Raw genomic sequence first — 16,614 nt, forward strand, 5'->3', positions numbered from 1 at the left:
GCGCTGGGGGTCCCCCCGGACGAAGTCTGGGGGAGGGTCTGGGGGCGGAGCCCCCGGGAGACGGCGCGGCACCGCACGGAAAACAGCTGGCAGGCCGCCAGGCCATCCCGCAGGCTGGGGCCATGCACGCCCCCACCCACCAGATCCGCGCCGCGCACACCGACACCACCCTCACCGTCTACCAGGCCTACGCCCCCCACCTGGGGGCCCCGGCCGCACGCGACGGCCGCTTCCCGCCCGCCTGGAAGCGGGAGCGGATGACGTGGATCAAGCCCTCGTTCCTGTGGATGATGTACCGCTGCGGCTGGGCCACCAAGGCCGGCCAGGAGACCGTGCTGGCCATCGAGATCACCCGCGAGGGCTTCGACCGGGCCCTGCGCGAGGCGTGCCTCTCCCACTACAAGCCGGGCGTGCACGCGGACCGGGCCGCTTGGCAGGCGTCCCTGCGCGAGGCGCCCACCCGGGTCCAGTGGGACCCGGAGCGCGACCTGCACCTGAACCCGCTGCCGTACCGCTCGCTCCAGCTCGGCCTGTCCGGCCCGGCCTCGCGCGCGTACGCCGACGAGTGGACGGTCGCGATCCGCGATGTGACCCCGCTGGCCCGGCAGATCCACGGCCTGCTCCGGTCCGGCGAGGCCGAGGCCGCCCGCGCCCTGCTCCCGGTGGAGACGCCCTATCCGTCGGGCCCGCTGGAGCATCTCCGTACGGGGGCGGCCGTCAGTCCCGAATGAGGAGGACGATGAGTCCCGCGACGACGCCCAGCAGCACGCCGAACCAGGCGTAGCGCGGCCGCGACTCGCCCAGCACCGGAAGGTAGTGGTCGACGGAGAAGCGGCCGGGGCCGGTGAGGGTGAGGGTGAGGGCACCGGCGAAGAGCAGCACTTCGAGTTCCACCCCCTTGGGCGGGAAGTAGTCGCTCAGGCCGCGGACGTCGAGGACGTTGATGAAGATGCCGATCAGGGCGGCGCCGGCGAGCGGGGTGAGCAGGCCGAGGGCGAGGCCGAGGCCGCCCAGGGTCTCGGACAGTGCGGCGATGACGGCCATGGCGTCCCCGGCGGGGTAGCCGGCCATGGTGAAGCCCTTGCCGGTCGCGTCGAGGCCCGGGCCGCCGAACCAGCCGAAGAGCTTCATGGTGCCGTGGCCGGCCATGCTGAGGCCGACGACGAGCCGGAGCACGAGCAGGCCGATGTCGTGGGTGGCGGTGTTGACGGTGGCGGGGGCCGAGGCGGCACGGAAGAGCGCCTGGTCCCGTCGATCCTGCGTCATGAGCGTCCGTCCTTACGTCGCCTGTCAGCGACGGCCACCGTATGACGCCCGTCCGCGATCACCCGGCCGCAACGTCGCCGGTCCCCGCCGACGACCCGTTCGGCCGCAGGCCCGCCACCGGCCCGGCCTCACGCGGCCGGCTCACCTGACCGGCTCAGCTGCCCGGCTCACCTGGCCGCGTAGTCGATCAGCCCCGGGTCGAACGGCCACACCTCGCGGAGCCACCCCCGCACGGCCTCGTACAGGGGCGCGTCGAGCGGCGCCCGCTCGGCGCGCACCCAGGAGCTGACGTGGATCCGGCCGGGCGCCTCCTTGGCCGGGTAGATGTACAGGCACCCGATGACGTCGTCACCGTCCAGCACGCTGTACGTGAACCCGGTCCGGGCCTCGAAGTCCCGCGCATGGCGCACCAGGTCGGCGCGGTTGGCCTCCGGGGTCATGCCCTCCAGCGGCGGCCAGTTCCTCCCGGAGAACCCGGGCGTGGCCCGGACGTGCGCGATGCTGCCGCTCCAGGCGGCGAGGTCCCGCTCGTTGTGCTGCTCGCCGAGCGGCTCCAGCCGGAAGCCGTCCGCCACGAGGGTCTGCGGCACGACGAAGCCGGCGGGCACGAAGCTCTGCTGATCATGGATCATGCCCGGACCGTACGTGCCCGCGCCGCCAGCGTCAGCAGCTTTCCCACCGGCCACTGGTCGTCGACGTGCTCCCCGTACGACCTGGCGAGGACCGTCCCGTCGGGCGCGATCAGGAAGTCCGCGGGCAGCCCGAGCCGCCCGCCGCCCTGGGTCCGCGCCGGCGGCTTCTGCCGCCCCCGCAGCAGTTCGACGGCGCCGACGGCGACCGCCCGCAGTACGGGCCACCAGGCACGCGGGCTCAGCAGGGAGCGGTAGGACGACTCGACGCCGAACTCGGCGTACAGCCGCTTGTCCGGGTCGGCGATCACCGCGAACGGCAGCCCCGCCACGTGCTCGCGCAGCTCGTCGGCGCCGGAGTGGAAGACCACGACCTCGCGGATGCCGGCCGCCTCGATCTCCGCGTGCCGCCGCACCACCGAGCGCAGGTGCAGATGGCAGACGGGGCAGCCGGCGAACCGGCGGAACTGCAGGTGGACGAGTCGTTCGGGGTCGGGAACGGCGACGGGCGAGCCGTCCGCGACGGCGGTGAGGGTGCGGGTACGGACGAGGGAACCGGTGTCGAGCTGCACGGGGACCTCCACGGGCCACGGGCGATGAGGCTGCGGGCGACGAGGCCGCGCGGGCCTCTCGGTAGGCGTACGTCGTACACCTACCAGCGTAGGCGTATGTCGTACGCTGTCAACCACCATGCCGCGCCCCCGCTCGCTCACCCAGGACCAACTGGCCGCCGCAGCCCTCGCCGTGATCGACCGTGAGGGACTCCCGGGGCTGACCATGCGCGCCGTCGCCGTCGAACTCGGCATCAGCACCATGGCCCTGTACCGGTACGTCCAGGACCGCGGGGAACTCGAAGCGCTCGTCGTCGAACGCGTCCTCAGCGCCGTCGACAGCACCCCGCCGCCCCCGTCCGCCGGGCCGTGGCGCGCACGGGTCACCCTCCTCGTGGACCGGCTGCGGGACACGGTCGGCGCGCACCCCGCCGTCCTGCCGCTCACCTTCACCCACCGGCACCGCTCCCCCAGCGTGCTGCGCTGGGGCGAGAGCGTCCTCGGGGTGCTCACCGAGGCCGGACTCGGCCCCGAGGAGCGGATCATCGCGCTGCGCGCCCTGCTCGCCTACGTGATCGGCGCGATCCAGCAGGAACACCTCGGCGCCCTCTCCGGGGCGGGCACCGCCGCCATCGCCGACCTCCCGGCGGACGCGTTCCCGTACCTGACCGAGGCCGCCCGCGGCGCCCGCTCCCTCACACCGGACCGGGAGTTCCACGGCGGCCTCGCCCTGCTCCTGGCGGGCCTGGACCGGGCCTAGTCCCGCGCCCGGCCGGAGCCCGGGCTCGGAGCCGGCGTTCCGAAACGGCAGCGGCGGCGGTCCCGCGCGCCGAGAACCCCCCGGCCCGCCCGGCGATACGGCAGACTGGAGGTTTGGCCGCCCGCGCCCGGGCGGCCGTCTCACCGCCGGAAAGGGACGCGCGTGAACGGACCGCTCATCGTCCAGAGCGACAAGACCCTCCTGCTCGAGGTCGACCACGAGCTCGCCGGAGCCGCGCGCCGCGCCATCGCTCCGTTCGCCGAGCTGGAGCGGGCCCCCGAGCACATCCACACCTACCGGATCACCCCGCTCGGCCTGTGGAACGCCCGGGCCGCCGGTCACGACGCCGAGCAGGTCGTCGACGCGCTCGTCGAGTACTCCCGCTACCCCGTCCCGCACGCGCTGCTGGTCGACGTGGCCGAGACCATGGCGCGCTACGGCCGCCTCACCCTCTCCAAGCACCCCGTGCACGGCCTGGTCCTGACCAGCACCGACCGGCCCGTGCTGGAGGAGATCCTGCGGTCCAAGCGGATCACCCCGCTCGTCGGTGCGCGGCTCGACGCCGACACCGTGGCCGTGCACCCCTCCGAGCGCGGGCAGATCAAGCAGACGCTGCTCAAGCTGGGCTGGCCGGCCGAGGACCTCGCCGGTTACGTGGACGGCGAGGCGCACCCGATCGAACTGGCCGAGGACGGCTGGGCGCTGCGCCCGTACCAGCAGCAGGCCGTCGAGGGCTTCTGGCACGGCGGCTCCGGCGTGGTCGTGCTGCCCTGCGGCGCCGGCAAGACGCTGGTGGGCGCCGGGGCCATGGCGATGGCCAAGGCGACCACGCTGATCCTGGTCACGAACACCGTTTCGGCCCGCCAGTGGAAGCACGAGCTGGTCAAGCGGACCTCGCTGACGGAGGAGGAGATCGGCGAGTACTCCGGCACCCGCAAGGAGATCCGGCCCGTCACGATCGCCACGTACCAGGTGCTGACGACCAAGCGGAAGGGCGTCTACCCGCACCTGGAGCTCTTCGACTCCCGGGACTGGGGCCTGATCGTCTACGACGAGGTGCACCTGCTGCCCGCGCCGGTCTTCAAGTTCACCGCCGACCTGCAGGCCCGCCGCCGGCTCGGCCTGACCGCCACCCTCGTGCGCGAGGACGGGCGGGAGTCGGACGTCTTCTCGCTGATCGGGCCGAAGCGGTTCGACGCGCCGTGGAAGGAGATCGAGGCGCAGGGCTACATCGCGCCGGCGGACTGCGTCGAGGTCCGCGTGAACCTCACCGAGTCGGAGCGGCTCGCGTACGCGACCGCCGAGACGGAGGAAAAGTACCGCTTCTGCGCGACGACGGCGACGAAGCGGAAGGTCACGGAGGCGCTGGTGCGCAAGCACCAGGGCGAGCAGACCCTCGTCATCGGCCAGTACATCGACCAGCTCGACGAGCTCGGCGAGCACCTGGACGCCCCCGTCATCAAGGGCGAGACCTCCAACGCGCAGCGCGAGAAGCTCTTCAACGCCTTCCGCGAGGGCGAGATCAGCGTGCTGGTCGTGTCGAAGGTCGCGAACTTCTCCATCGACCTGCCGGAGGCCACGGTCGCCATCCAGGTGTCGGGCACCTTCGGCTCCCGCCAGGAGGAGGCGCAGCGCCTGGGCCGCGTCCTGCGGCCGAAGGCGGACGGCCACGAGGCGCGCTTCTACTCGGTCGTCGCGCGCGACACGATCGACCAGGACTTCGCGGCACACCGCCAGCGCTTCCTGGCCGAACAGGGCTACGCCTACCGGATCATGGACGCCGACGAGCTGCTGGCGAGCGACTGACGGACGCGGGCTCCGAGCACTACGCTGGCCGGATGCGGCACCAGGAGATCTACGAGGTCCTGTTCACGGAGTCGGCGGGCCGCGAGCGTGACCGGCTGGAGCCCGCGCGCCGCGCCTCCTTCGACAAGGCGCTCGAGATCCTGGCCCGCGATCCGTACACGGAGCTGTCGCGGCCGATAGGAGCGGGCGAGCAGGACCGCGAGATCCGGCTCACCTCACAGATCGTGGCCGAGTACATGGTGTCGCGCGGGCGCCTGCTGCTGGTGGTTCTGCGGGTCTTCGACGACGCGGACATCCTGCTGCCCGAAGGGTGATCTCCACCCGGGGATCCACCGGGCGATCAGCAGGGCCAGGAGGGGGACGCACCAGACCCACAGGGACGGCCAGTCCGGTAGGCCGGCGCGGGCGGTGGCGGGGAGCTGCCGGGTCCAGAAGGCGGCCGAGTCCTGCGGGAGGACCAGCAGCCCGAGCAGCGCGGTGCCGGCGAGGGCGGCCAGCGCGGTCAGTCCGGCCCGGACGCGGCGGGTCGCGAGCAGGTACGGGACGAAGGCCGCCGGGATGAGGGTGATCCCGGCGGCGACGCCCAGCGCGAAGCCCTTGCCGAGCGCGGCGTCCGTCCGGCCGAGGTCCCACAGGACCAGGCAGGCGAGCGCCAGGTTGATCTGGCCTGGGAGCGGCGCCTGGAACAGCGGCCCCAGCCACAGCCCGGCGACGCTCGCGGCCAGCACGGGCCCGGGTCTGGCCGCCAGTCCGGCGAGGCGCCAGGACAGGCTGATCAGCAGGGCGAGCAGGCCCGCGTCACCGAGGACGAGGACGGCCTTCAGTACGGCGGCGGGCAGCCAGGCGGCCGGCGTGAACAGGATCGCCGCGAACGGCGGGTACACGGCGGACGGACGCCACTCGGCGGCGCAGAACCCGTCGACGAGGGCATCGGCCACCGGAAGGCGCAGGGCGATGCCGAGCACACCCAGCACGAGCAGCGGGCCCGTCACCAGCACGCCGGCGAAGGGCAACGGTAAGCGGCTCTGGGCAGGGCTCCGGTTCACGCGCGTGACCCTAGTGGATCACCCAACACGCCTTGCTGCGCGCCCAGTCCACCCGCGACCGCCCCGCCGCCGGCAGGCGCGGGCGGCGGGGGTGGTCAGCGGCGTATGACGCCCGCGTCCTCGGCGTATTCGCCGAGGACGACGACGCTCACGGCGGCCGCCGCGAAGATCTTGGCCGCCTGCAGCGCGCGGCCGAGGGGCCGGCGCGGGCGGGCGTCGGAGAGGGCGGTGGCGCCGCGCGGGCGGCCACCCTGGACCGGGGTGAAGGTTGCGGTGCTCATGGATCCATGGTGCGTTTCCGCCGCGCGGATCACATCGCTCTGGGGGTGTAACCGCGGGCCCCGCGCCCTCCTCCTCCCGGCCCATGCCGACCCCTAGGGACCTCCCTGAGGTATGACACTCCCCGGTATGACACCCGTACGGCGGTCCGCACCGGTGGGACTCAAATCCGTTCGCGCCGCCGGGCCGCCGCGGTTAGAATCTCCGCTCTTGCCAGCCTCCCACCGCCCCATCGGGGAGAGCCGCCCCCCGGCCGGAACCGGCGGGCTTCTGTTCCGTACCAGCAGCTGGAGGCCGTCCCGTGCCCGCGCACGCCCCCGAGTCCGACCCGCTCGCCCGCGAACGGGCCCACCTCTCCGCCTCGCGCTCCGCCCTGCGCGCCATGCGCGAGGACGTCGAGGCCCTCGACATCCGCGACGTCACCGCGAACTGGGTCAACGCGATCGTCCTCCAGGCCCAGATCGACGACCGCATCAAGGCCCTCGCGGACCTCTCCCACACCCCGCTCTTCTTCGGCCGCCTGAACTACCTGCACGCACCCGGCGCCGAGCTCGCCGAGGGCGCGGAGGGCGAGCAGTTCTACATCGGCCGCCGCCACGTCCACGACGCCGACGGCGATCCGATGGTCATCGACTGGCGCGCGCCCGTCTCCCAGCCGTTCTACCGGGCCTCCAAGACCGACCCGCAGGACATCGCGCTGCGCAGGCGCTTCGGCTACACCGGCGGCGAACTGACCGCGTACGAGGACGAGCACCTCTCCGACCCCGCCGAGGCAGCCGCCGTCAGCAAGCTGCTCCAGCAGGAGATCGAGCGCCCGCGCGTCGGACCCATGCGCGACATCGTCGCGACGATCCAGCCCGAGCAGGACGAAATCGTCCGCTCCGGCCTGTCCGGTTCCGTCTGCGTGCAGGGCGGCCCCGGCACCGGGAAGACCGCCGTCGGCCTGCACCGCGTCGCGTACCTCCTCTACGCGCACCGCGACCGCCTCGCCCGCACGGGCACGCTCGTCATCGGGCCGAACCGTTCCTTCCTCCACTACATCGAGCAGGTCCTGCCGGCGCTGGGCGAGCTGGAGGTCAAGCAGGCCACCGTCGACGACCTGGTCGCCCGCGAGGGTCTGGAGGTACGCGGCACGGACGCCGCCGAAACCGCCGTGGTCAAGGGCGACGCCCGGATGGCGGAGGTGCTGCGCCGCGCGCTCGTCTCGCACGTCAGCGCGCCGGCCGAGCCGTTGATGGTGGTGCGCGGTTCGCGCCGCTGGCGGGTGCCCGCGTACGAGATCGCCGAGATGGTCGAGGAGCTGCAGAACCGCGACATCCGCTACGGCGCGGCCCGGGACGCGCTGCCGCAGCGGATCGCTCACGCGGTGCTCGTACGGATGGAGCAGGCGGGCGAGGCGCCGGACGACCGCGTGCAGGACGCGGTGGCCCGCAACGCGGCGGTGAAGGCGGCGGTCAAGGCGGTCTGGCCGCCCGTCGAGCCGGCGAAGCTGGTGCTGCGGCTGCTGTCGGACCCCGACTTCCTGGCGCTGCACGCGGCGGACGTCCTGACGGCGGACGAGCAGAAGCTCCTCCTCTGGCAGAAGCCGTTCCGGAGCGTGAAGTCGGCGAAGTGGTCGGCGGCGGACCTGGTGCTGATCGACGAGGCCGCCGACCTGGTGGAGCGGACGCATTCGCTGGGCCACGTGGTGGTCGACGAGGCCCAGGACCTGTCGCCGATGCAGTACCGGGCGGTGGGCCGGCGCTGCACGACGGGCTCGGCGACGATCCTCGGCGACCTCGCGCAGGGCACCACCCCGTGGGCCACGCGCAGCTGGGACGAGGCCCTGGCCCACATGGGCAAGCCGCAGGCCGTGCTGGAGGAGCTGACGGCGGGCTTCCGCGTGCCACGCGAGGTGATCGCGTACGCCTCCCGGCTGCTGCCGTCGATCTCCCCGGGGCTGGCCCCGGTCTCCTCGGTCCGCGAGACGCCGGGCTCGCTGGTCGTCTCCCGGACGGATGATCTGACGGCGGAGGTGGTGGCGGCCTGCCGCGCGTCGCTCGCCCACGAGGGGTCGATCGGCCTGATCGCGGCGGACGCGCGGATCCCGGTGCTGGCGGAGGCCCTGCTGGCGGCCGGGCTGCCGTACCTTTCGCCGGGCGAGGAGACCACGGCCGAGTCGCGGCTGACCCTGGTCCCGGCCTCCCTGGCGAAGGGTCTGGAGTACGACTACGTGGTCTTGGACGAGCCCGCGGCCATCGTCGACGGCGAGCCGGACGAACGCACGGGCCTCCGCCGCCTGTACGTCTGCCTCACCCGAGCCGTCTCCGGCCTCACAGCCCTCCACTCGGCCCCCCTCCCACCAGCCCTGACCTGAGGCCGCACCCTGACCCGCGGCGCCACCTCCCGGGGCTCCGCCCTGGCCGCGGGTCCGCTCCCCACCACTCGGCCCTGACCTGCGGCGCCGTCTCCTGGGGCGCCGCCCCAGACCCCGCGCCTCAAACGCCGGCGAGGCTGAAGGGTGCGGCGGGGCTGAAAGATCGGGGCTCCGCCCCGTACCCCGCTCCTCAAACGCCGGAGGGGCTGAAATTGCGCCGGCCACTCCCAGCCCCGCCGGCGTTTGAGGCGCGGGCGCGGAGCGCCGTCGGGGTTCGGGGCGGAGCCCCGGGTCTTTCAGCCTCGCCGGCGTTTGAGGCGCGGGTTCGGGTGGGGCCCGGCGGGGTTCGGGGCGGGGCCCCGGTTTGGTTAGGTCAGGGCTGAGCGCCAAGTGGCTACGGCCTCGGCCGAGACCGGGTGGGTCCACCCGGAGGGGCGGGCCGCGCCGCCGATGTGGAACGCGTCGATGCCGGCCGAGCGCAGCACCGGCACGTGCGCAAGGGTCAGCCCGCCACCGACCAGCATCCGCGCCCCGTACCCCGGCTCCCCCCTCCGCCCCGCCTCGGCCACCAGCACCGGCAGCCCCTCGTCGACCCCGGCCGCCGAGCCGGCCGTCAGGTACGTGTCCAGGCCCGGCAGGTCGGCCAGCGCCTTGCGCAGCTGGTCCCGGTCGGCCGCGCGGTCGATCGCCCGGTGGAAGGTCCAGCGGCAGCCGTCCAGCTCCGCGACGACCGCCTCGACGGCGGCCAGGTCGGGGGTCCCGTCCGGGTTCAGGAAGCCGAGGACGAACTCCTGCGCACCCTCCGCCCGCAGCTCCCGCGCCGCGCGGACCAGGACGGAGACGTCGCCCGCCGCGAAGCCGTCCGTCTTGCGGAGCATCACGCGCAGCGGGATGTCGACCGCCGCCCTGATCGCCGCGAAGGTCTCACGCGGCGGGGTGAGCCCGTCGGCGGCCATGTCGGTGACCAGTTCGAGTCGGTCCGCCCCACCGGCCTGGGCCGCGATCGCGTCCTCCGCGTCGAGGGCGATCACCTCCAGGAGCGCACGGTTGCTCATTCGTTGCCGTCCTTCGTCCGGTATGAAAAATAGGTCTAGTCCAATATCCAGGGTACGGGGCCTCCCCCACGCTCCACCAGCACCATCACGCCACCCCCACAATGTCCGCATGGACACAGGCACCCAGCACCCCGACACCACGGCCCTCCAAGTCCGTTGGCGGGCCACCGTCGCCGCCGCCGGCGCCACCGCAGACCGCGATCCCGCGCCCTACGCCGACCGTCTGCTCGCCGCCTGGGCGGAGCCGCAGCGCAGGTACCACACCACCGCGCACCTGGCCGACGTACTCGCGCGGATCGACGTACTGGCTCCGCACGCCGCCGACCTCGCCGCCGTGCAGCTCGCCGCCTGGTTCCACGACGCCGTCTACCGTCCCGACCGCTCCGAGAACGAGGAGCGCAGCGCCGCCCTGGCCGAGCGCGCCCTCCCCGAGCTCGGCATAGCGGACGTCCGCACCGCCGAGGTGGCCCGGCTGGTCCGGCTCACCGTCACCCACGACCCCGCCCCCGGCGACACCGACGGCGAGGTGCTCTGCGACGCCGACCTGGCCGTCCTGGCCGGCGCCCCGGAGGCCTACGCCGGCTACGCGGCCGCCGTGCGCGCCGAGTACGGGTTCGTCCCCGACGAGGCCTTCCGCACCGGCCGCGCCGCGGTGCTGCGCCAGCTGCTCGACCTGCCCCGGCTCTTCCGCACGCCCTACGGCACCACGCACTGGGAGGCCCCGGCCCGCGCCAACCTCGCCGCCGAGCTCGCCGCACTCGACGCTCCCGACGCCGCCGGGGGAATTTGATCGCGTTCGCGATGGTTGGTGTGAGTCATGCCCGCAGATGCCGCACGCCCCCGCATGCCCGTCGCCGTCTACATCCTCGGACTGTCCGTCTTCGCGCTCGGCACCAGCGAATTCATGCTCTCCGGCCTGTTGCCGCCCATCGCGGAGGACATGGACGTCACCATCCCGCAGGCGGGCCTGCTCATATCCGCCTTCGCGATCGGCATGGTCGTCGGCGCTCCACTGCTGGCCGTGGCCACCCTGCGGCTGCCTCGCCGCACCACCCTGATCGCCCTCATCAGCCTCTTCGGCCTCGGGCAGGTCGCGGGCGCGCTGGCCCCCTCGTACGAGCTCCTCTTCGCCTCCCGCGTGGTCTCGGCGTTCGCCTGCGCCGGCTTCTGGGCCGTCGGCGCGGCCGTCGCCATCGCCATGGTCGAGCGGGACCAGCGGGCCCGCGCGATGGCCGTCATGATCGGCGGGCTGTCCATCGCCAACGTCCTCGGCGTCCCCGCCGGCGCCTTCCTCGGCGAGCACCTGGGCTGGCGCTCCGCGTTCTGGTCGGTCGGCGCGGCCTCCGCGATCGCCCTCGCCGGCATCCTGGCGCTGATCCCGAAGATCCCGCTGCCCGCCGAGAAGCCCTCGCTCGGGCGCGAGCTGCGCATCTACCGCGACCGCCAGGTGTGGCTGTCCATCGCCGTCACGGCGCTGGCCGCGGGCGGCGTCTTCTGCGCCTTCAGCTACCTGTCACCGCTGCTCACGGACGTGGCCGGGCTGGACTCCCGATGGGTCCCGTGGATCCTCGCCCTGTTCGGCGTCGGCGCGCTGGCCGGCACGACCGTCGGCGGGCGGATCGCCGACGCGCACCTGTTCGGCGTGATGATCTGGGGCATCACCGCCTCGACCGTCTTCCTCGTCGTGCTCGCCCTGCTGGCCTCGGTCCAGGTCGCGGCGGTCGCCCTCGCCTTCCTGCTCGGCTTCTCGGCCTTCTTGACCGCCCCGGCGCTCAACGCCCGCATGTTCAACGTGGCCGGCGCCGCCCCGACCCTGGCCGGCGCCACCACCACGGCCGCCTTCAACCTCGGCAACACCGGCGGCCCCTGGCTCGGCGGCACCGTCATCGACGCGGGCCTGGGCTTCGCCGCCACCGCCTGGGCGGGCGCAGCGATGACGGTCACCGCGATCGGCCTCGCCGTGGCCGCCCTCCGCCTGGACCGCCGCCGGTCCGCCCCGACCCGCGTCGTGGCCTCCTCGGCCCCGGCCCTCGCGGGCACGCCCGAGAGGGTCTGAAAGCCCGGGGCCCGGGGGCGCGCAGGGCTAGGACTCGTCGAGCTCCAAGGGGTGCGGGCCCGGCTCCCACTCCGGCAGCCAGTCGGTGGCGAGCACCCCGGCGAGGGCGCCGCGGAACCACTCGCCGAAGCCGAGCCCGGTGTCGTGCCAGTCCGCCCAGCCCCGCCGGAACGCCGACACCGTCCAGCTGCCGTCCCGGTGCGGGACCAGGAAGAGCCGGTCGCCTTCGATCGTGTGGCCGAAGGCCAGGACGCCCCCCGAGGTGGGCAGGACGGGATGGGGCACGGAGGGAGACGGCGCCGTCGGCGCCTGCCTCTCCCCGTACGCGCGCAGGCCCCGGGCGCCGAAGAAGTACAGGTAGCCGGAGATCATCGCGTCTCCGTACGCGCTCGCCGCGGCCACGTAGTCGGGCGGGAGGACGACCGACCAGTCGCGCGCGACGGCCTCGATGACGGGCGCGTCCTCGTCGGCCGGACGGACCGGCGCCCCGAGCAGTTCCGCCAGGCTCCAGGAGGCCCGGGCCGCGAGTGCGGCGGCGCGCCCCGGGGCGGGGGCCGGGGTGAGGGGCTCGCCGTTCAGGTCGGTCTCCCCCTCCAGGTCCCACCACAGCTCCCCGTCGCAGGTCAGGTACGGCGCACAGCCGTCGACCAGGCCTCCGTGGTCCAGTACGTCGGCCACCTCCGCGAGGTACGCGGCCAGCGAGGGCCAGCCGTCGTCGAAGTGGGCGGTGTCGTCATGGCACGCCGTACCCAGCCGGCCCTGCTCCGGGCCCTCGCGCATGTCGATCACCTGCGCGTTCCCGTCGCTCTGGGCCCAGGGGATCCACAAGGGGTGCCACCAGGGCTCCTCGCCCGGCTCACCCGGGTCGGAGGGGTCCTCGTCGCCGTCGATCTCCACGCACATCCGCCAGTGCCGCACGATCTGCGCCGCCGACTGCGGCGGCGGGCCCGGCAGGACGTTGTCCCAGCCGAGGAGTCCGTCGTGGCACAACAGCGAGTCGGTCAGGCCGGCCGGGAAGCGCAGGCCCGTCTCCGCCTGCGCTTCCTCGACCGCGCCGGGAGCGGCGGGCGGCGCGAGGTTCTCGTACGAGGCCGGGGCGTGCTCGCGCAGCCAGCCGTCGATGCGGTCCCAGGACGAGCGGACCGGCGGCACGGACGGGTTCATGGCGCCGAGCATGCCGGACGCCACCGACAACGCCCCGGCCGGGGCGGGGCAGAGGGGGCTGGGGCTCAGCGGCAGAGTTCGAAGAGGTCGTCCTCGAAGGTGTCGAACTCCACCTGCGCCTCGGCGATGATCTCCCGGGCGGGCCGCCGCGGGGTGGTCGCGTGGCGCTCGGCGATCGCCCCCAGGGCCTCGTCGGGGCGTGCCTCGCGCTCCCCGTGCAGGGCGGCCTCGCGCGGCCCGAAGCCGTCGGCCAGCACCCACAGCAGGTCGGACAGGTTCCCGGCGGCCACGCCGACCTCGCCCTCCGAGTCCAGGAACACCACGGGCTGCTCGGCGAGCGGCCGCCCCGGGCGCGTGTACCAGATCGCGGCGAGGCCGCCGGAGCCGTCCTGGCCGAAGATCCGCAGGCCGCCGCCGTCGAGCTCGTGGTTGGCCGTCCAGTGGCGCAGCCAGTCGGTGGTGTCCTCGGCGGACCGGAAGGCCTCGTACGGGGCGAAGTCGACGCCCTCGTCCCCGTCCTCGCCCTCGTCGCCGTAGACGAACTCGATCCGGGAGACCTCGGTCAGGGCGGGCGGGAAGCGGCGATCGTCGTCGCCGGTCGTGCTGAACATTCCCGCAGGCTAACGGCCCCCACCGACAGCCTTCCGAAAACGGCGGCCGGTACGGCTGCGGACGCTACGGCTGCGGACGCTACGGCTGCGGCTGCGCGGGCCGGCCCTTCGGGCGGCGCAGGCCGGCCTCGGTGAGGCGGCGGACGAGCTCCTTGCTGCCGATCTCCACCGCGCCCGCGCCGACCGCGTCCGCGTACCGGTACGAGGGCACGTCGTAGTGGTCCCGCTCGAAGGCCCGCGGCGGACAGCCGATCCCCGCCGCGAAGGCGTGCAGCTCCTCGTACGAGACGTCGCTGACGAGGTGGGACCACATGCGGCCGTGGCCCGGCCAGGTCGGCGGGTCGATGTAGACGGTCACGGGCGGCTCACCGGAGACCGAAGACGGGGCCGAGGCCTCCGACCGCGGCCACTTTCACGCCCGCTTCCGAGCACACCCAGTGCGGGTCGGGTCCGAGTTCCGGTTCCACGTCGAGCGCGTGCGGATCGCCGTGGGTGCAGACCGGGCACAGCGGCCAGCGGCCGTACTTCTCCAGCAGCGCGTCCTGCACGTCCTGGGCGACGAGTCCGGCGAGGTAGTCGACCCCCTCCGGCCACTGCTCCACCCACCAGCGGCGGTGCGTGACCGAGTCCTCGACGAGGGAGACGACATCGGCATCGGCGACCTCGCCGGCAGCGAGATCGGCGAGAACAAGTGCGCGGGCGACGTGCAGCGCCTGTTCCAAGGGGGTCGCGTGGTCCATGGGCCCATTGTGGCCCCGAGGGTGCCCGGTGACGAAGGGCCTCTTTCCGGGGGCCGTATGGCGTATTGACGCCCACCCCCTCCGAAAATAGGTTTCAGGTGTGAGCGAGAACACGAAAGAAACTTTCAGTCGCCCTGCGGAGACGCAGACCGCGCCCGTCCCGGCGCCCTCCGCCCTCCGGGCCCGGGTCCGGAGCCTCGCTCCGTCGATGACGCGCTCGGTGCAGGCCGTCGCCGAGGCCGTCGCCTCCGATCCCGCCGGGTGCGCGCGGCTCACCGTCTCCGGACTCGCCGCGCACACCGGCACCAGCGAGGCCACCGTCGTCCGGGCCGCCCGCCTCCTCGGCTACCCCGGCTACCGCGACCTGCGCCTCGCGCTCGCCGCCCTCGCCGCACAGCAGGAGTCCGGCGCCGCACCCGCCGTCACCGTCGACATAGCCGTCGACGACCCGCTCGCCGACGTCGTCGCCAAGCTGGCCCACGAGGAGGCGCAGACCCTCACCGACACCGCCGCCGGACTCGACCTGGCCCAACTGGCCGCCGCCGTCACCGCCCTCGCCACCGCCCGCCGCATCGACGTCTACGGCGTCGGCGCCTCCGCCCTCGTCGGCCAGGACCTCGCCCAGAAGCTGCTGCGCATCGGGCTCGTCGCCCACGCCCACGGCGACCCCCACCTGGCCGTCACGGGCGCCGTCCAGCTGGGCCCCGGCGACGTCGCCGTCGCGATCACCCACTCCGGCTCCACGGGCGACGTGATCGAGCCGCTCCGCGTGGCCTTCGAGCGCGGCGCCACCACCCTCGCCCTCACCGGCCGCCCGAACGCCCCCGTCGCCCACTACGCCGACCTCGTCCTGGCCACCTCCGCCGCCCGGGAGACCCAGCTGCGCCCGGCCGCCATGTCCAGCCGGACCAGCCAGCTCCTCGTCGTCGACTGCCTCTTCGTCGGCGTGGCCCAACGCACCTACGAAACCGCCGCCCCCGCCCTGGCCGCCTCCTACGAAGCCCTGGCCCACCGCCACACAACCCGCTGACCAACGCCGCCAGAATCAGCCCCGCCGCACCATCCGGCCCTGGCCACTCCACCCCCCGCCCACCCCCGCCCCGCCCCGCCCCGCCCCGCCCCGCCGCACCATCCCAGCCCCGCCGCACCATCCAGCCCCGCCGGCGTTTGAGGCGCGGGGTCCGGGGCGGAGCCCCGATCTTTCAGCCTCGCCGGCGTTTGAGGCGCGGGGGCCGGGGCGGAGCCCCGATCTTTCAGCCTCGCCGGCGTTTGAGGCGCGGGGGCCGGGGCGGAGCCCCGATCCCGAAGCCCGGCCCGCACCGACCCCCAGGGAGCCCCGCATGACCGCGTACGCAGACCTCCGCGCCCAGCTGGACACCCTCACAACCGAGGCCTTCCGCCAGGACCTCGCCGAGATCGACCGGCTCCCCACCCTCGACATCGCCCGCACCATGAACGCCGAGGACGCCACCGTCCCGGCCGCCGTCGCCGCCCAGCTCCCGCACATCGCCGCCGCGATCGACGCGATCGCCGAGCGGATGGCCCGCGGCGGCCGACTCGTCTACGCGGGCGCCGGCACGGCCGGCCGGATGGGGGTCCTGGACGCCAGCGAGTGCCCGCCCACCTTCAACACCGACCCCGCCGACGTCGTCGGCCTGATCGCGGGCGGCCCCTCCGCCATGGTCAAGGCCGTCGAGGGCGCCGAGGACTCGCCGGAGCTGGCCGCCGCGGACCTCACCGCGCTGGAGATCGGCCCGGACGACACCGTCATCGGCATCTCCGCCTCCGGCCGCACCCCGTACGCGATCGGCGCCGTCGCCTTCGCCCGTACGCGCGGCGCGCTCACCGTCGGGCTCTCCTGCAACGCCGGCTCCGCCCTCGCCGCGGCCGCCGACCACGGCATCGAGGTCGTCGTCGGACCGGAACTCCTCACCGGCTCCACCCGCCTGAAGGCCGGCACCGCGCAGAAGCTCGTCCTCAACCTCATCTCGACCATCACGATGATCCGCCTGGGCAAGACCTTCGGGAACCTGATGGTCGACATGCGCTCCTCCAACGAGAAGCTGCGCGCCCGCGCCCGCCGCATCGTGGCGCTGGCCACCGGCGCGCCCGACGAGGAGATCGAGACCGCGCTCACCGCCACCGGCGGCGAGGTCAAGAACGCCGTCCTCGTGATCCTCGGCGGCGTCGACGGCCCGAAGGCCGCCGCACTGCTCGCCGCCTCGCACGGCCACCTCCGCGCGGCCCTCGCAGAAACCCACTGACCCCCGCCCGCTGACCCCGCCCGCCGACCCC

General features: G+C 74.1%; 19 protein-coding genes. 9 read left to right on the forward strand and 10 right to left on the reverse strand.

Going from position 1 to position 16,614, the window contains the following annotated elements; genetic code table 11:
- The first annotated feature begins 122 nt into the window (after positions 1–122).
- Entirely contained in the window at positions 123–731 is a 609-nt protein-coding gene (locus ACIPYQ_RS16815; RefSeq protein WP_401251528.1) for a DUF4291 domain-containing protein, read from the forward strand.
- Here ACIPYQ_RS16815 and ACIPYQ_RS16820 read toward each other — a convergent pair.
- The 3 genes from ACIPYQ_RS16820 to ACIPYQ_RS16830 form a co-directional block, all read right to left on the reverse strand.
- On the reverse strand, positions 718–1,266 hold the full coding sequence (locus ACIPYQ_RS16820; protein ID WP_401251530.1) for a DoxX family protein: 549 nt from the start codon (positions 1,264–1,266) through the stop codon (positions 718–720). The genes ACIPYQ_RS16815 and ACIPYQ_RS16820 overlap by 14 nt on opposite strands.
- Positions 1,267–1,433: 167 nt before the next feature.
- Positions 1,434–1,898, reverse strand: coding sequence for an N-acetyltransferase (locus ACIPYQ_RS16825; protein ID WP_401251533.1), 465 nt, complete (start codon positions 1,896–1,898; stop codon positions 1,434–1,436).
- Complete coding sequence (locus ACIPYQ_RS16830) at positions 1,895–2,467, reverse strand: peroxiredoxin-like family protein (protein ID WP_401251536.1); 573 nt, start codon at positions 2,465–2,467, stop codon at positions 1,895–1,897. Before ACIPYQ_RS16830 ends, ACIPYQ_RS16825 begins: the two co-directional genes overlap by 4 nt.
- Before the next feature lie 118 nt (positions 2,468–2,585).
- Here ACIPYQ_RS16830 and ACIPYQ_RS16835 point away from each other — a divergent pair, with 118 nt between their 5' ends.
- From ACIPYQ_RS16835 to ACIPYQ_RS16845, 3 genes are all read left to right on the forward strand, one after another.
- Positions 2,586–3,206 (forward strand): TetR/AcrR family transcriptional regulator, encoded by a 621-nt coding sequence (locus ACIPYQ_RS16835; protein WP_401251538.1) that lies wholly within the window; start codon positions 2,586–2,588, stop codon positions 3,204–3,206.
- A gap of 162 nt (positions 3,207–3,368) precedes the next feature.
- Positions 3,369–5,012, forward strand: coding sequence for a DNA repair helicase XPB (locus ACIPYQ_RS16840; protein WP_361759159.1), 1,644 nt, complete (start codon positions 3,369–3,371; stop codon positions 5,010–5,012).
- Positions 5,013–5,044: 32 nt separating this feature from the next.
- The gene (locus ACIPYQ_RS16845) at positions 5,045–5,326 is read left to right on the forward strand and encodes a hypothetical protein (protein WP_401251542.1); all 282 of its coding nucleotides are present in this window, start codon (positions 5,045–5,047) and stop codon (positions 5,324–5,326) included.
- Here ACIPYQ_RS16845 and ACIPYQ_RS16850 read toward each other — a convergent pair.
- Positions 5,228–6,058 carry a glycosyltransferase family 87 protein gene (locus ACIPYQ_RS16850; RefSeq protein WP_401251545.1) on the reverse strand — a complete coding sequence of 277 codons (831 nt, stop codon included), beginning with the start codon at positions 6,056–6,058 and terminating at the stop codon, positions 5,228–5,230. The two genes, ACIPYQ_RS16845 and ACIPYQ_RS16850, sit on opposite strands and share 99 nt — an antisense overlap.
- A gap of 95 nt (positions 6,059–6,153) precedes the next feature.
- Entirely contained in the window at positions 6,154–6,339 is a 186-nt protein-coding gene (locus ACIPYQ_RS16855; protein ID WP_351296420.1) for a hypothetical protein, read from the reverse strand.
- A 380-nt stretch (positions 6,340–6,719) separates the two neighbouring features.
- On the opposite strand from ACIPYQ_RS16855, the gene ACIPYQ_RS16860 reads away from it, so the two are divergent.
- Positions 6,720–8,693 carry a HelD family protein gene (locus ACIPYQ_RS16860; protein WP_401251861.1) on the forward strand — a complete coding sequence of 658 codons (1,974 nt, stop codon included), beginning with the start codon at positions 6,720–6,722 and terminating at the stop codon, positions 8,691–8,693.
- A 368-nt stretch (positions 8,694–9,061) separates the two neighbouring features.
- Here the strand turns inward: ACIPYQ_RS16860 and ACIPYQ_RS16865 are convergent, their stop codons facing one another.
- On the reverse strand, positions 9,062–9,748 hold the full coding sequence (locus ACIPYQ_RS16865) for a copper homeostasis protein CutC (protein ID WP_401251549.1): 687 nt from the start codon (positions 9,746–9,748) through the stop codon (positions 9,062–9,064).
- A 109-nt stretch (positions 9,749–9,857) separates the two neighbouring features.
- Here ACIPYQ_RS16865 and ACIPYQ_RS16870 point away from each other — a divergent pair, with 109 nt between their 5' ends.
- A complete protein-coding gene (locus tag ACIPYQ_RS16870; protein WP_401251552.1) occupies positions 9,858–10,538 on the forward strand; it encodes a hypothetical protein in 681 nt (226 codons plus the stop codon).
- 54 nt (positions 10,539–10,592) lie between these two features.
- Positions 10,593–11,804: a Cmx/CmrA family chloramphenicol efflux MFS transporter gene (locus tag ACIPYQ_RS16875; RefSeq protein ID WP_401251864.1), complete on the forward strand. Its 1,212-nt coding sequence runs from the start codon at positions 10,593–10,595 to the stop codon at positions 11,802–11,804.
- Positions 11,805–11,831: 27 nt separating this feature from the next.
- On the opposite strand, the gene ACIPYQ_RS16880 is transcribed toward ACIPYQ_RS16875, so the two are convergent.
- From ACIPYQ_RS16880 to ACIPYQ_RS16895, 4 genes are all read right to left on the reverse strand, one after another.
- Complete coding sequence (locus ACIPYQ_RS16880; protein WP_401251555.1) at positions 11,832–12,968, reverse strand: hypothetical protein; 1,137 nt, start codon at positions 12,966–12,968, stop codon at positions 11,832–11,834.
- Positions 12,969–13,033: 65 nt separating this feature from the next.
- Positions 13,034–13,579: an SMI1/KNR4 family protein gene (locus ACIPYQ_RS16885; RefSeq protein WP_401251558.1), complete on the reverse strand. Its 546-nt coding sequence runs from the start codon at positions 13,577–13,579 to the stop codon at positions 13,034–13,036.
- 79 nt (positions 13,580–13,658) lie between these two features.
- On the reverse strand, positions 13,659–13,937 hold the full coding sequence (locus ACIPYQ_RS16890) for a DUF4031 domain-containing protein (RefSeq protein ID WP_351296400.1): 279 nt from the start codon (positions 13,935–13,937) through the stop codon (positions 13,659–13,661).
- 7 nt (positions 13,938–13,944) lie between these two features.
- Positions 13,945–14,319, reverse strand: a complete 375-nt coding sequence (locus ACIPYQ_RS16895) for a hypothetical protein (RefSeq protein ID WP_361759131.1) — start codon at positions 14,317–14,319, stop codon at positions 13,945–13,947.
- 100 nt (positions 14,320–14,419) lie between these two features.
- Between ACIPYQ_RS16895 and ACIPYQ_RS16900 the strand changes: the two genes are divergently transcribed.
- Positions 14,420–15,349: a MurR/RpiR family transcriptional regulator gene (locus ACIPYQ_RS16900; protein WP_401251562.1), complete on the forward strand. Its 930-nt coding sequence runs from the start codon at positions 14,420–14,422 to the stop codon at positions 15,347–15,349.
- 310 nt (positions 15,350–15,659) lie between these two features.
- On the forward strand, positions 15,660–16,583 hold the full coding sequence (murQ, locus tag ACIPYQ_RS16905) for an N-acetylmuramic acid 6-phosphate etherase (RefSeq protein ID WP_401251565.1): 924 nt from the start codon (positions 15,660–15,662) through the stop codon (positions 16,581–16,583).
- Positions 16,584–16,614: the final 31 nt, after the last annotated feature.

The organism is Streptomyces sp. NPDC090045 (assembly GCF_044747975.1).
In the GTDB taxonomy this organism is placed as follows: Bacteria; Actinomycetota; Actinomycetes; order Streptomycetales; family Streptomycetaceae; genus Streptomyces.